Origin of the sequence: Actinopolymorpha sp. NPDC004070 (genome assembly GCF_040610475.1) — a bacterium.
GTDB lineage: Bacteria > Actinomycetota > Actinomycetes > Propionibacteriales > Actinopolymorphaceae > Actinopolymorpha.
The window spans coordinates 475685-490160 of record NZ_JBEXMJ010000001.1 but is presented as its reverse complement, the minus strand read 5'-3'; the positions used below and the strand labels follow the sequence as shown (position 1 = coordinate 490160).

The window sequence follows — 14476 nt, the reverse complement described above, 5'->3', positions numbered from 1 at the left end:
GAGCCGTTGTCCGCAGGCAAGTTCGAGTACGCCCCGGCGCCGGAGTCGCGGTCCGTCGTCGACCTCAGGTCGTCGTACGGCCTGTTCGTCGGCGGCGAGTTCGTGCCCACCGTCGACGGCCGGATGTTCAAGACGGTCAGCCCGGCCACCGAGGAGGTGCTGGCCGAGGTCACCGAGGCCGGCGCGGAGGACGTCGACCGCGCGGTCCGGGCCGCCCGCACCGCCTACGACTCGGTGTGGGGCCCGATGTCGGGCCGGGACCGCGGGAAGTTCCTGTTCCGGATCGCCCGGCTGATCCAGGAACGCGCCCGCGAGCTCGCCGTGCTGGAGTCGCTGGACAACGGCAAGCCGATCCGGGAGTCGCGTGACGTCGACATCCCGCAGGTCGCCGCGCACTTCTTCTACTACGCCGGCTGGGCCGACAAGCTGGAGTACGCCGGCTTCGGCGCCGATCCCCGGCCGGTCGGCGTCGCCGGTCAGATCATCCCGTGGAACTTCCCGCTGCTCATGCTGGCGTGGAAGATCGCGCCCGCGCTGGCCTGCGGCAACACCGTCGTGCTCAAGCCGGCCGAGACGACGCCGCTGACCGCGTTGCTGTTCGCCGAGATCTGCCAGCAGGCCGACCTGCCGCCCGGTGTGGTCAACATCGTCACCGGTGCGGGCGCGACCGGCCAGGCGCTCGTGGAGCACGAGGGCGTGGACAAGATCGCGTTCACCGGCTCCACCGAGGTCGGCAAGGCGATCGCCCGCGCCGTCGCCGGAACGCCGAAGAAGGTCACCCTCGAGCTCGGCGGCAAGGCCGCCAACGTGGTGTTCGACGACGCGCCGCTCGACCAGGCCGTCGAGGGCATCGTCAACGGCATCTTCTTCAACCAGGGCCACGTCTGCTGCGCGGGCTCGCGGCTGCTGGTGCAGGAGAACGCCTACGACGAGGTGCTCGACCGGCTCAAGCGCCGGATGGCCACCCTGCGCGTCGGCGACCCGCTGGACAAGAACACCGACGTCGGCGCGATCAACTCCGCCGAGCAGCTGCGCCGGATCGCCACCCTCAGCGAGGTGGGCGAGGCCGAGGGCGCCGAACGCTGGTCGGCGCCGTGCGAGCTGCCCGACCGGGGCTTCTGGTTCGCGCCCACGATCTTCACCGGCGTCACCCAGGCCCACCGCATCGCCCGGGAGGAGATCTTCGGACCGGTGTTGTCGATCCTCACCTTCCGCACCCCCGCCGAGGCGGTCGAGAAGGCCAACAACACGCCGTACGGCCTGTCCGCCGGGGTGTGGACCGAGAAGGGGTCGCGCATCCTGTGGATGGCTGACCGGCTGCGGGCCGGGGTGGTGTGGGCCAACACCTTCAACAAGTTCGACCCGACCTCGCCGTTCGGCGGCTACAAGGAGTCCGGCCACGGCCGTGAGGGCGGCCGGCACGGCCTCGCAGCCTACCTCAAGGCCGCCGGCCCCAAGGCCACCGACCGGAAGGAGGCGGCGCGGGCATGAGCACCACCCGATCCGGCGAACGCCTCGCCGTTCGCAAGACCTACAAGCTGTACGTCGGCGGGGCCTTCCCGCGCAGTGAGTCCGGGCGGAGCTACGTCGTGCACGACGCCAAGGGACAGTTCCTCGCCAACGCCGCCCTCGCGTCCCGTAAGGACGCCCGGGACGCGGTGGTCGCCGCGCGGAAGGCGTTCGGCGGCTGGTCGGCCCGCACCGCGTACAACCGCGGCCAGGTCCTCTACCGCGTGGCGGAGGTGATGGAGGGCCGCCGGGCACAGTTCGTGGACGAGGTGGCCGCCGGCGAGGGACTCCGCCGGGCCGAGGCCGAGGCCGCCGTGGACGAGAGCATCGACCGGTGGGTGTGGTACGCGGGATGGGCGGACAAGGTGGCCCAGGTGCTCGGCTCCACCAACCCGGTCGCCGGCCCCTACTTCGACTTCTCCGTACCCGAGCCGACCGGCGTCGTCGCCGTGCTCGCTCCCCAGCAGTCCAGCCTGCTCGGACTGGTGAGCGTCCTCGCCCCGGTCATCACCACCGGCAACACCTGCGTGGTCCTCGCCAGCGCGGAGCGTCCACTGCCGGCGGTCACCCTGACCGAGGTGCTGGCCACCAGCGACCTGCCCGGCGGTGTCGTCAACCTCCTCACCGGCACGGTGGCCGAGGTGGCGCCGTGGCTGGCCGCGCACTCAGACGTCAACGCCCTCGACCTCACCGGCACCGAGAACGCCGAGCTGGCCACCGAACTCGAACGCGCCGCCGCCGACAACCTCAAGCGCCTGGTCCGCGTACCCGACCACACCCAAGACTGGACCGCCGCGCCCGGCATCGACCGGATGACGGCGTTTCTGGAGACCAAGACCGTCTGGCACCCGATGGGGATCTGAGGAATGACAACCGAATTCGTCGCCGACCCGCTCGTGCCCCTCGAACTCACGCTCGGCATCGGCAAGCGCTACACGCTCTACCAGCCCGGCTGGTACACCGCCGACGACGGCTCGGCCGGGTTCCTCGGCTCGAACAAGCAGCTCTACGGCTTCACCACCTTGGACGACCTGGTGGAGTTCGTCGACTCCGGCGCGGTCAACGAGCTCACGCCGAGCGCGCACTTCAAGGGGCTGCGGATCTGGACCACCGAGGAGTACGCCCGCCGGTTGTGCACGTACGACCTGACCCGGCTGCCGGAGATCGCCGACGGTGAGCTCACCGCCGACGAGCAGGCCGGTCTGGGATCGACGCTGGCGTTGATGCTGGACCTGCTCGACTACATGGACGTCGAGACCGAGGCGTCCCAGGCCCTGCACGACGACGAGGACATCAGCAAGCTCGCCTCCGGCGACGAGGTCCTCTCGGTGTTCCGGGCCGCGCACCACCGCCAGCACGTCGTCGAACTGCTGGACGCCAACTGGTCCGAGTGCGTCTCGGAGGTGTCCCGCCGGGTGATCACCCCGAAGCTTCCGGAGGGTCCGGCCGGTCGCGGGCCGGCGGGTACCGGTGGGCCGGGCGCGACACTGGCCGGCGTACGCGGTGCGGTGAACGGCACGGCACCTTCGGACGGACCGGTTCCGCTGGAGGAGGCCGCTCCGGCGCTGACCCTGTGGTTCGGACTCGCCGACGAGGGCTTCTACGCCCTGCGCGGCACCGCGCTGACCAACGGGCACCCCGACTACCTCGGTACGCCCGCGCCCGACGGTGCCCGGCTGGCGGTGTGGACCGACGTCGACCGGATGCAGGCGGAGGTGGCGCGGGGGTCGGCGAGCGGTGAGCTGCCCGGACTCGACCTCGGCGCGGTGGCCGCCCGTGACGACGTGAGCTTCACCCCGCACGACGACAACATCTTCGACCTGGTCGAGCTCGCCGAGTCGGTGAACCCGCAGATGGACGCCGACGCCGCCGACCGTCTGGTCAGCGCGTGGTCGGAGGTGCTGCGGCTGGCCGAGTGGGGCGGCTGGCGCGACGTCACCGATCTCCTCGGCCCGAACTCCCCGGCCGGTGCGTTCATGGTGTCCTGTGCGCTCGACCTGGCCCAGGACCGGCCGGGTGCCGCGCATGCGCTGGCCACCGTCGACGCCGAGGCGGCCGCGGCCGGCTGGCGGGCTGTCGTACCCGCCCTCACCGCACGGCTCGACCAGCGTTCCTGACCTCCGTGCGCCGCGGGTGTGCCCGCGCCGACCGCAGCGACGTGCGGCCGGTGCGGGCATCGCGCACAATGGCCGGGCACGCGAACTGACCACCACCGGGAGGACGTCTCATGGGAGCACTGGAACGCCCACGTCAGGGTCGGATGATCGCGGGGGTCTGCGCGGCCCTGGCCCAGCGCTTCGGACTGTCCCGCGGAGTCGTGCGGGTGCTGTTCGTGCTCTCCTGCGCGCTGCCGGGACCACAGGTGCTCGTCTATCTCGCGCTGTGGATCCTGCTCCCCAACGCCGACGCCTAGCAGCTTGGTGAAGTGGTGGGAGACCTGCGAGGGTCACCGGCCCCCGTACGTCTCCACACTTCGGCGCGGTGGGTCACCTCGCGCAGACCGTGGACGCGTGCTCACCACAGGAGGCCGCGGCGGGCGAGTTCGACCTCCAGCTCGAGCCGTCTGGTGCTGCCCAGGGGTGCGGTCGCGGTTCCGGTCTCCACCCCGAGTGCGCCGCAGGCCATCAGCAGCGTCTCGTCGTAGGCGAGTTCGGTGACGTGCAGGTGGAACGCCCGCGCCGACACCCGGTGGTCGGCATGCAGGCGGACACTCTCCCCGGCCAGCCGGCGCAGGTCGGCGGCGAGGCGTTCGATCGGCGGCCCGTCCGGCACCTGGCCCGAGTCCACGGTGTCCCACCAGCGTTCCAGCGGGTCCCGGCGGCTGTCCGCGCCGCTCCACCAGTGTTCGAGAGCGTCCCGCCAGCGGCGCAGCACGGCGCCCAACGCGGACTGCTCTCGCTCGCCGGCCACGGCACGACCTCCTCAGCAGGCCTGGGCACGTGCCTTGGGAATGCCCCCAGAGGATCCTCCAACCCTCCCGGTATCACGCGTGGCGGGCGAGGTCAGAAGGTCCCTTGGTTCATCTGGGCAAAGGCCCGCTCGGCGCCGAGCGCGGCGTACCCCGGCTTGATCACATTGTTGATCAGGGCCAGCCGCTGGTCGAACGGCAGGAAGGCGCTCTTCATCGCGTTGAGGGTGAACCACTGCAAATCCGCCAGCTCGTACCCGAACGCGTCGGCAAGTCCGGCGAACTCCCGCGACAGCGACGTACCGCTCATCAGCCGGTTGTCGGTGTTGATCGTGACGCGGAACCGCAACCTGGTCAGCAGCCCCGCCGGGTGCTCGGCCAGCGAAGGCGCCGCGCCGGTCTGCACGTTGGACGAGGGGCACATCTCCAACGGGATGCGCTTGTCCCGCACGTACGCCGCGAGCCGGCCCAGTCGGACGTCGCCGTCGGCGGTGTGGGTGATGTCGTCGACGATGCGGACGCCGTGTCCCAGCCGGTCGGCCCCGCACCACTGGATCGCCTGCCAGATCGACGGCAGCCCGAAGCCCTCACCGGCGTGGATGGTGAAGTGCGCGTTCTCCCGCTGGAGGTACTCGAACGCGTCCAGGTGCCGGGTGGGCGGGTAGCCGGCCTCGGCACCGGCGATGTCGAAGCCCACCACGCCCTGGTCGCGGTAGCGCACCGCGAGTTCGGCGATCTCCATCGACCGGGCGGCGTGCCGCATCGCGGTGACGATCTGGCGCACCACGATGTGCCGGCCTGCCTCCGCCGCCCGCCGCTCCCCCTCGGCGAAGCCGGCGCCGACCGCGCGCACCACGTCGTCGAGGTTCAGCTCGCCGTCCAGGTGCAGCTCCGGCGCGTAGCGCACCTCGGCGTACACGATGCCGTCGGCGGCGAGGTCCTCCACGCACTCGGTGGCCACCCTCGTCAGCGACTCGGCGGTCTGCATGACGGCGACGGTGTGGGCGAAGGTCTCCAGGTAGCGCTCCAGCGAACCCGAGTCGGCCGACTCGCGAAACCACTCACCGAGCCGGTCGGGCTCGGCCGGAAGCTCGTGCCCGATCCGGGCGGCGAGCTCGGCCACCGTCCGCGGACGCAGCCCGCCGTCGAGGTGGTCGTGCAGCAGGACCTTCGGCGCGCGGACGATCTCCTCGGGAGTGATCTTCATCGTCGGATGGTCTCCTCAGGCGACTCGGGTTGCTCGGTGTGGCCGTTCAGTCGATCCGGCCGAGGATCAGCTTCTGGTCGGTGCGGGCGCCTCGCGGTGCGATCTCCACCGCGCCCTCCAAGGCTTCCTGCGCCCGGGCGAACTTCGCCGGGTCGTCGGCGTGCAGGGTGAGCAGTGGCTGCCCGACGCGGACCACCGCGCCCGGCTTGGCGTGCAGCTCCACCCCGGCACCAGCCGACACCGGGTCCTCCTTGCGCGACCGCCCGGCGCCGAGCCGCCACGCGGCCAACCCGACCTGGTAGGCGTCCAGGCGTACGAGCACGCCCTCCGCGGGCGCCGGCACGACCTCGGTGTGCGCGGCCCGCGGCAGGTCCGCGTCCGGGTCGCCGCCCTGGGCGCGGATCATCGACCGCCACACGTCCATCGCCGTACCGTCCTTGAGGACGTCGCTCGGGTCGGGGCCGCCGGCCGCACCGGCGGCGGTGAGCATCTCCCGGGCCAGCGCCACGGTCAGCTCCACCACGTCGTGCGGCCCGCCGCCGGCGAGTACCTCCACCGACTCGCGTACCTCCAGCGCGTTCCCGGCCGTCAGGCCGAGGGGGGTGCTCATGTCGGTGAGCAGCGCGACGGTACGTACGCCGGCGGACCGGCCGAGCTCGACCATCGTGGCGGCGAGCGTGCGGGCATCGTCGGCGTTCTTCATGAACGCGCCGGAGCCGACCTTCACGTCCAGGACGAGCGCACCGGTGCCCTCGGCGATCTTCTTGCTCATGATCGAACTGGCGATCAGCGGGATCGACTCGACGGTGCCGGTCACGTCGCGCAGGGCGTACAGCTTGCGGTCCGCGGGCGCCAGCGTGTCGGTGGGTGCGCAGACGACCGCGCCGACGTCGCGCAACTGGGACACGATCTCGTCGTACGACAGCGACGCCCGCCAGCCCTTCAGCGACTCCAGCTTGTCCAGGGTCCCCCCGGTGTGGCCGAGCCCGCGTCCTGACAGCTGGGGTACGGCGACGCGGCACGCGGCGACCACCGGCGCCAGCGGCAGGGTGATCTTGTCGCCGACGCCGCCGGTGGAGTGCTTGTCGGCGGTCGGCCGGCCCACGCCGGCGAAGTCCAGCCGCTCACCCGAGGAGATCATCGCCTGGGTCCAGCGGGCGATCTCGGCGGGCTCCATGCCGCGCAGCAGGATCGCCATCAACAGCGCCGACATCTGCTCGTCGGCGACCACCCCGCGGGTGTAGGCGTCCACCACCCAGTCGATCTGCGCGTCCGCGAGCCGGTGGCCGTCCCGCTTGGCGCGGATGACGTCGACGGCGTCGAAGTGTTCGGTCACGGGCGGGCCTCGCTCCCGGTCTCGGATCCGGTCTGGTACTCGGTCAGGTGGTCCGGCCCGAACGCGTCGGGAAGGACCTCGGTCATCGGCAGCACTCCGCGCGGGGTGTCCACCAGCAGCCGCGGGCCGCCGTGCTCCCACAGCAGCTGGCGGCACCGGCCGCAGGGCATCAGCAGGGCGCCCTGCCCGTCGCAGCAGGTGAATGCGACCAGCCGGCCGCCGCCGGTGGCGTGGAGGGCCGAAACCAGCCCGCACTCCGCGCACAGCGTCATGCCGTACGACGCGTTCTCGACGTTGCAGCCGACCACGACCCGGCCGCCGTCGGTGAGCGCCGCGGCCCCGACCGGGTAGCGGGAGTACGGCACGTACGCCCCGGCCATCACCTCCCGGGCCGCCGCCCGCAGCCCGGCCCAGTCCACCTCTTCGCCGCTCACGTCACCGTCCACGTTCGTACCCCACGTTCGTATCCACGTCCTCGTGTCCCCCACTCGTTCCCGGATCCGGGCTACCGGCACACCCGACCGGGACCGGCTCGCGGCCCAGGGCAGGACCCCTGCCAGGTCGCAGCCGGGTCCCAGCCGAGAGCTAGCCCTTCTCGTAGGGTTCGCCGTCCGCCTTCGGGGGCCGCACCCGGCCGACCGCCCCGGCCACCGCGACGACCGTCGCGAGGTAGGGCGCCATCACCAGCAGCTCACCCGGAATGGGTGTCTGCAGGATCTGCAGCTGACCCTGCAGCTGCTGGGTGAAGCCGAAGAACAACGCCGCCACCGTCGCGCCGAGCGGGTTCCACCGGCCCATGATCAGCGCGGCCAGCGCGATGAAGCCCTGGCCCGCCGTGAGGTCCTTGTCGAAGCTGCCGGTGAAGCCGATGGTGAAGAACGCACCGCCGAGGCCGGCCACGATCCCACCGGCCAGCACCGCCTGGTAGCGGATGCGGAGCACGTTGATCCCCACCGTGTCGGCGGCGCGCGGGTGCTCGCCCACCGACCGCACCCGCAGTCCCCAGCGGGTCTTGAACAGCACCACGGTGACGACCGCCACCGCGACGTACATCGCGTAGACCAGCAGCGTCTGGGCGAAGAACGTCTGCCCGATCACCGGGATCGCAGACAGCACCGGGATCGGGACGTTCGGGAGTACGCCGGGGTTGTTGTAGCGCTGGGAGTCCGACTTCACGAACTGGTCGAACAGGAAGCCGGTGATGCCGGAGGCGAACACCACCAGCACCACGCCCAGCACCACCTGGTTGACGCGGTAGCGGATGGCGAACACCGCGAGCATCGCCGCGATCAGCACACCGGCCAGGATCGCCGCGAACGCACCGGCCCAGAAGCTGCCGGTGGCCGACGTCACCACCGCGGCGGCGAACGCCCCGGCGAGGAACTGTCCCTCGATCGCGACGTTGATGACGCCCGCGCGCTCGCACAGCACGCCCGCGAGCGCGCCGAGGATCAGCGGGGTGGCGAGGTTGAGCGTCCCCTGCAGCTGGTTGGTGAGCGGGAACGTCTTGCCCGCCGCCGCCCAGCACAGGAACGTCACCACCAGGGCGAGCGCGAAGCCCACCCACAGCAGTCGCGCCCAGCGGCCGCGCACGCCGCGGAACAGCTGGGTGAGCGCCACCACCAGCGCGTATGCAGCCAGCGCGAGCGCCACCGGCAGAGCTGGAAGGGAGATGTCGGGCAGCTGCGCGGCCGCGAACTGGTCGGACAGGCCGAACTTCGCGGTCTTGGGTGCGGTGAACACCGCGAGCAGCACGCCGAGGACGGCGAGTACCAGCGCGAGGATGCCGGTCCGGATCCGCCGGCGGCGCTCCTCCGGCGACTCGATCGCGGCGGACCTCTCGGGCCGGGTGAGGGTCGTGGTCATCGGGTCGGCTCCTCGTCCCTCACGCGTTCCAGCCCTTGGCGAGCACGGCTCCCGCGCCCTCGCCCCGGATCCGGAACACCGCGCGGACCAGTGCCGGCGCGGCGATGAACAACACGATCGTCGCCTGCAGCACCGTGGTCAGCGTGAGCGGCGTCTGGGTCTGCAGCTGCATCTGCAGGCCACCGGCGTTCAGGGCACCGAACACCAGGCCGGCGACGACCGTGCCGATCGGTGACGCCCGGCCGAGCAGGGCGACGGTGATCGAGTCGAAGCCGACGGTGCCGGCGATCCCGTCCGTCAGCGGTGAGTTGGTGCCGAGCACCTGCTGGACGCCGGCCAGGCCGGCCAGCGCGCCGGCCCCGAGCATCGCCAGCGTGTACGCCGTACCGACGCTCATCCCGGCCGTCCGGGCGGCGTCGGGGTTGGCGCCCACCGCCCGCAGCTGGAAGCCTGTGGTCGACCGGGTGAGCAGCCACCACACCGCCCCGGCGGCCAGCAGCGCGACCAGGAAGCCCAGGTGCAGCCGGGAGCCCGGAATCGCCGGGAACTGCGCGGACCCGTCCACCACCGGGCTGATCGGGTCGTTGCGGCCCGGACGCTGGAAGGCGTTGGTGGTGAGCAGCCACTGCAGGAGGTAGAGCGCGACGTAGTTGAGCATGATCGTGAGGATCACCTCGTGCGCCCCGGTGCGGGCCTTGAGCACACCGACGATGCCACCCCACAGCGCCCCGCCGAGCACACCCGCGACCAGCGCGACGAGCACGTGCAGGCCGGGCGGGAGGTGCAGGGTGAAGCCGACCCAGGCGGCGCACAGCGCGCCGATGATCAGCTGGCCTTGGGCGCCGATGTTGAACAGCCCGGCCCGGAACGCCAGCGAGACGCCGAGGCCGCCGCAGATCAGCGGGGTCGCCTGCACCAGCGTCTCGGCGAGTTGCCGCAGTCCGCCGAACGCGCCGGAGAACAACGCACCGTACGCGTCGGCCACCGCCGACCACGACGCCGACAGCGCGTCGGGCGGATAGGCGAAGAAGTACGTCCAGGTGGACAGCACCTCGGCGTCGCTGACGATGATCAGCACCGCGCCGACCGCCAGCGCGAGCACGACCGCGGCCACGCTCACCACGAGCTCGCGGGCCCAGGCCGGACGGGTGCCGCTCACGAGGCGTCCTCCAGCGTTCCCACGGCGGTCGGGTTGGCCTGCGCCAGCTGTGCGGCCTCCTCGACCGGTACGCCGGCCATCATGCAGCCCAGCTGGTCCCACGGCGTGTCCGTACCGACGATGCCGACCAGCCGGCCGCGGTACATCACCGCGATCCGGTCCGCGAGAGCCACGATCTCCTCCAACTCCGTGGACACGATCACCACCGCCGTGCCCTGGTCGCGCTCGGCGACGATGCGGCGGTGGACGAACTCGATGGAGCCCACGTCCAGGCCGCGGGTGGGCTGCGCGGCGATGAGGAGCTCCAGCGGGCGGGACAGCTCCCGGGCCAGCACGACCTTCTGCTGGTTGCCGCCCGACAGGGCGCTCACCGGTGTGTCCACCGACTGCGTACGGACGTCGAACTCCTCGACCCGGTGGTCGGCGTTGTCGCGTACGGCGGCTTGGGACAGCGATCCCCGACGGGCGAACGGCGCACCGCGGAAGAGGTCAAGGATGAGGTTCTCCGCCACCGAGAACGAGCCGACGAACCCGTCGTGGGAGCGGTCCTCGGGGATGTAGCCGATCCCGGCGGCGAGGTGCTGGCGCGGTGTCGTACCGACGAGCTCCCGCCCGCCGAGGCGTACCGATCCGGCGGCCACGTCGACCAACCCGACCAGAGCCTGGACGAGCTCGGTCTGGCCGTTGCCCTGGACGCCGGCGATGCCGAGGATCTCCCCGCCACGCACGTCGAACGACACGTCGTCGACGGCGACCAGGCCCTGGCCGTCCACGACGCTCAGGTCCTGCACCGTCAGCTTGGGCTCGGTGGGGGCCGCCGGCGCCTTGTCAACCTGGAGTTGCACCGGACGCCCGACCATCAGCTCGGCGAGCTCGGCCTCGGAGGCGTCCGGGGCGACCGTGCCGACCACGGACCCGCGGCGGATCACCGTGATCGTGTCGGCGATCGCCCGCACCTCCTTGAGCTTGTGCGTGATGAAGACGACCGTGGTGCCGTTCTCCCGCAGTGCCCGCATCACCTCGATCAGCTCGTCGATCTCCTGCGGGGTGAGCACCGCGGTCGGCTCGTCGAGGATCAGCACCTTGGCCTCGTTGGCCAGTGCCTTGAGGATCTCCACCCGCTGCTGTACGCCGACCGGGAGGTCCTCCACCCGGGCGTCGGGATCCACGGCCAGGCCGTAGCGCTCCGACAGGTCGCGCACCAGGGACCGGGCCGCCCGCTGGTCGAGCAGGCCGAGGCCGCGGGTGCGTTCGCGTCCCAGGACGACGTTCTCGGCGACGGTGAAGACGGGCACCAGCATGAAGTGCTGGTGGACCATCCCGATGCCGGCCGCGATCGCCTCACCCGGTGAGCCGAACGACACCGGAGTGTCGTCGACGAGCACTTCGCCCTCGTCGGGACGCAGCAGCCCGAAGAGCATGTTCATCAACGTGCTCTTCCCGGCGCCGTTCTCGCCGAGCAGACAGTGGATCCGCCCGGACTCGAACGTCAGGTCGATGTGGTCGTTGGCGACGAGGGACCCGAACCGTTTGGTGAGCCCGCGGAGTTCGAGCTTCATGCACTACTCCAGCCTGAAGGTGCGCATCCGTGCGGCGGGGAGGGCCGGTGCGCCGCACCGGCCCTCCCCCACGGCTGACAGGAGTCGCGCCGCGGTCACTTCGACTGCGGCTGCGCCTTCGACTTGATGGTGATCTTGCCGTCGATGATGTCCTGCTTCAGCCGGCCTATCTCGTCCTTGAGCTCGGACGGGATCTTGCTGTCCCACTGGTGGTACGGCGACAGGCCGGTGCCGTCGTTCTTGAGCGTGCCGACGTAGGCGGTGCTGTCGAACTTGTCGTCGGCCGCGGTCGTCACGACGTCCTTCACCGCGACGTCCATGCCCTTGTAGACGCTGGTGAGCAGTACGTCGCAGTACTCCGCCGCGCTCTTGCAGCCGTCGGTGTCCACCCAGATCGCGTTGACCTTGCCGCCGGAGGCCTTCGCGGCCTGCAGGCCACCCAGACCGGCGGGGCCGGCGACCGGGAAGATGATGTCCGCGCCCTGGCTGATCAGGTTGCTGGCGGTGTTCTTGCCCTGCGCCTTGTTCTCGAAGTCGTTGGTGAACAGGCCCTTCTGGGACTGCTCGCTCCAGCCGAGAACCTGGACGTTCTTCTTCTTCACCTTGTTGTAGTACTGCACGCCCTCCCAGTAACCGTCCATGAAGATCGTGACGGTGGGGATGGGCAGACCGCCGAAGGTGCCGACCTTGCCGGTCTTCGTCATGCCGGCGGCGAGGTAGCCCGCGAGGAAGCTGGACTGGGCGGTGTCGAAGAGCAGCGACTTGACGTTCTTCGGCACCTCCTTCAGGCCGGTCTTCTTCAGGTCGGTGGCGGCGATGTCGTAGTCGACGATGCCCCACTTGATGTTCGGGTTGGCCGCCGCCGACTTCGCCGTCTGGTCACCGAGCTTGAAGCCCACGGTCACGATGGCGTTGCACTTCGCGTCGACCATGCCGCCGACGTTCTTGGAGTAGTCGCTGTCGGACTTCGACTCCGCGGTCGAGGTCTTGATGTTCAGTTCCTTCGCCGCGTCCTGGAAGCCCTGGTAGGACGTCTGGTTGAAGGACTTGTCGTCGAAACCTCCGGAGTCGGAAACCATGCAGGCGCGGAAGTCCTTGGCCGACGCGTTCGACTTCGAGCCGCCGTTCCCGCCCGAGGCCGAGTTGCTCTCGGTCGGCTTGCTTCCACAGCCGGTGACCACCAGAGCCACCGCACCAAGGACCGCGAGGCCCTTCAGGTACTTCGTCAAAACGCCTCCTCAGCGTGCCCGATCGGGTGGGGTACCCGCGCACGCGAACGGGCGTCGACGAAGGACGCCGCGCGATACGCATGGGTGACTATAAGGTGCGCCGAGGGAAGGTGAAGAACCGCGGCTTCGGATCCCGGCCATGTGATCCTCCCGTGACCTTGGCCGCGGGCCGGAGCATCTTCCGCTCCGAGTGCGATACGGGCGAATCCGTCTCGTCCGGCGCGGTCGTCCGGGTCGCCACGAATGCCTGAGTTCGTTCGCCGGTTATGAGGCTGTTACACCGGGCGCACACGCGGGAGGGCGGACGGTTCTCACCGCAGTGGCTCAGGCTTCAGTCGTCGTCCTCGTTGGCGAGCAGCGCGGCGCCGACCAGAGTGCGTACGCCGACGGAGATGGCGTGCTCGTCGATGTCGAACGTGCCCTGGTGGATGTCGAACGGCCGGGTGCTGCCTGCCGGGCGTACTCCCAGGCGGGCAAGGGCTCCGCGGGATCTGGTGAGGTACCACGCGAAGTCCTCACCGCCCAGGCTCTGCTCGGTCGTGCCCACGGCGTCGCGGCCCATCGTGGCCTCCACCGCCCGCTGCAGAAGGCCGATCGCGAAGGGGTCGTTGACCACCGGTGGTACGCCGCGGTGCACTTCGGCCTGCACGCTCACGCCGTAGGGAGCCACGATCTGGTGCGCGAGCACGGGAACGAGTTCGGCGGCTGACTCCCAGACATTGACGTCCAGGCAGCGCAGGGTGCCCTCGGCCTCGCCCTCCATGGGGATGGCGTTCGGCGCGGCGCCGGCCTGGATGCGACCCCAGACCAAGGTCAGCCCGCCGCGCGGGTCGACCCGCCGGCTCAGCGCCAGCGGGAGCTGGCTCACCAACGTGGACAGGGCGTGGACGAGGTCCGCGGACAGGTGCGGCCGGGCGGTGTGCCCGCCCGGGCCGGTGAGGCGTACGTGCACCCGGTCGGCGGCGGAGGTGACCGGCCCGGCGCGCAGGCCGACGGTGCCCACCTCCAGCCGCGGGTCGCAGTGGACTGCGAAGATCTGCTCCACCCCGGCCAGCGCGCCGTCGGTGGCGAGCACGTCCAGCGCGCCACCGGGGATGATCTCCTCGGCGGGCTGGAACACCAGGCGCACACGGTTGCCGAGCATCCCGGCCGCGGCGAGCTCGCCGAGCACCAGCCCGGCACCGAGCACGATCGCGGTGTGCGCGTCGTGGCCGCAGGCGTGGCACACGCCGGGACGGCTGGAGCGATAGGGAACGGTCTTCTCGTCCACGACCCGCAACGCGTCCAGGTCGGCACGCAAGGCGGCCTTGGCCGGCCCGAGGTCGGGCCCGCCCACGTCACAGAGCAGCCCGGTGCCCACGGGCAGGCGGACGGGGGCGAGGCCGGCCGTTTCCAGGCGGTCGCTGACCACCCGGGTGGTCCGGAACTCCTCGCGGCCGGGTTCGGGATGGGTGTGAAGATCGCGCCGGAATGCGATCAGCTCGTCGGCGTAGGTCTTGGCGAGCCGGTCCACCTCGGCAACGACAGCTGAGTCGAGGGGCACCAAACGATTGTCCACCCCGCCCGATTTGTCCCGCACGCCCACCCTGCTTTCGCCGTCGGTTCCGGCTCCTCACCCACCGTCTCACCCCGCGCCCATCCGGCCGGGCCCGAAAACCAACGTGGGATGGCAGTCCGCGCGACGGCCCCCGGGACGATCCGCG

13 protein-coding genes are annotated in these 14476 nt (G+C 71.1%); 4 read left to right on the top strand and 9 right to left on the bottom strand.

Annotated elements, in window-relative coordinates; all coding sequences use genetic code 11:
* Positions 1-6 precede the first annotated feature (6 nt).
* From ABZV93_RS02235 to ABZV93_RS02220, 4 genes are all read left to right on the top strand, one after another.
* The gene (locus tag ABZV93_RS02235) at positions 7-1491 is read left to right on the top strand and encodes an aldehyde dehydrogenase family protein (protein ID WP_354928912.1); all 1485 of its coding nucleotides are present in this window, start codon (positions 7-9) and stop codon (positions 1489-1491) included.
* On the top strand, positions 1488-2372 hold the full coding sequence (locus ABZV93_RS02230; protein ID WP_354928909.1) for an aldehyde dehydrogenase family protein: 885 nt from the start codon (positions 1488-1490) through the stop codon (positions 2370-2372). Before ABZV93_RS02235 ends, ABZV93_RS02230 begins: the two co-directional genes overlap by 4 nt.
* Positions 2373-2375: 3 nt before the next feature.
* Positions 2376-3626 (top strand): hypothetical protein, encoded by a 1251-nt coding sequence (locus tag ABZV93_RS02225; RefSeq protein ID WP_354928907.1) that lies wholly within the window; start codon positions 2376-2378, stop codon positions 3624-3626.
* Positions 3627-3736: 110 nt separating this feature from the next.
* The gene (locus tag ABZV93_RS02220; protein ID WP_354928904.1) at positions 3737-3922 is read left to right on the top strand and encodes a PspC domain-containing protein; all 186 of its coding nucleotides are present in this window, start codon (positions 3737-3739) and stop codon (positions 3920-3922) included.
* A gap of 101 nt (positions 3923-4023) precedes the next feature.
* On the opposite strand, the gene ABZV93_RS02215 is transcribed toward ABZV93_RS02220, so the two are convergent.
* The 9 genes from ABZV93_RS02215 to ABZV93_RS02175 form a co-directional block, all read right to left on the bottom strand.
* On the bottom strand, positions 4024-4419 hold the full coding sequence (locus tag ABZV93_RS02215; RefSeq protein WP_354928901.1) for a hypothetical protein: 396 nt from the start codon (positions 4417-4419) through the stop codon (positions 4024-4026).
* Positions 4420-4511: 92 nt separating this feature from the next.
* A complete protein-coding gene (locus ABZV93_RS02210) occupies positions 4512-5624 on the bottom strand; it encodes an adenosine deaminase (RefSeq protein ID WP_354928898.1) in 1113 nt (370 codons plus the stop codon).
* A gap of 46 nt (positions 5625-5670) precedes the next feature.
* A complete protein-coding gene (locus ABZV93_RS02205) occupies positions 5671-6960 on the bottom strand; it encodes a thymidine phosphorylase (protein ID WP_354928895.1) in 1290 nt (429 codons plus the stop codon).
* A complete protein-coding gene (locus tag ABZV93_RS02200) occupies positions 6957-7394 on the bottom strand; it encodes a cytidine deaminase (protein WP_354928892.1) in 438 nt (145 codons plus the stop codon). Before ABZV93_RS02200 ends, ABZV93_RS02205 begins: the two co-directional genes overlap by 4 nt.
* A gap of 151 nt (positions 7395-7545) precedes the next feature.
* On the bottom strand, positions 7546-8826 hold the full coding sequence (locus tag ABZV93_RS02195; protein ID WP_354928889.1) for an ABC transporter permease: 1281 nt from the start codon (positions 8824-8826) through the stop codon (positions 7546-7548).
* A gap of 19 nt (positions 8827-8845) precedes the next feature.
* Positions 8846-9985 (bottom strand): ABC transporter permease, encoded by a 1140-nt coding sequence (locus ABZV93_RS02190; protein ID WP_354928886.1) that lies wholly within the window; start codon positions 9983-9985, stop codon positions 8846-8848.
* Positions 9982-11544: an ABC transporter ATP-binding protein gene (locus tag ABZV93_RS02185; RefSeq protein WP_354928883.1), complete on the bottom strand. Its 1563-nt coding sequence runs from the start codon at positions 11542-11544 to the stop codon at positions 9982-9984. The genes ABZV93_RS02190 and ABZV93_RS02185 overlap by 4 nt, the downstream gene beginning before the upstream one ends.
* Before the next feature lie 95 nt (positions 11545-11639).
* Complete coding sequence (locus ABZV93_RS02180; protein WP_354928880.1) at positions 11640-12773, bottom strand: BMP family ABC transporter substrate-binding protein; 1134 nt, start codon at positions 12771-12773, stop codon at positions 11640-11642.
* Positions 12774-13104: 331 nt separating this feature from the next.
* A complete protein-coding gene (locus tag ABZV93_RS02175) occupies positions 13105-14316 on the bottom strand; it encodes an amidohydrolase (RefSeq protein ID WP_354928877.1) in 1212 nt (403 codons plus the stop codon).
* Between the last annotated feature and the right edge of the window lie 160 nt (positions 14317-14476).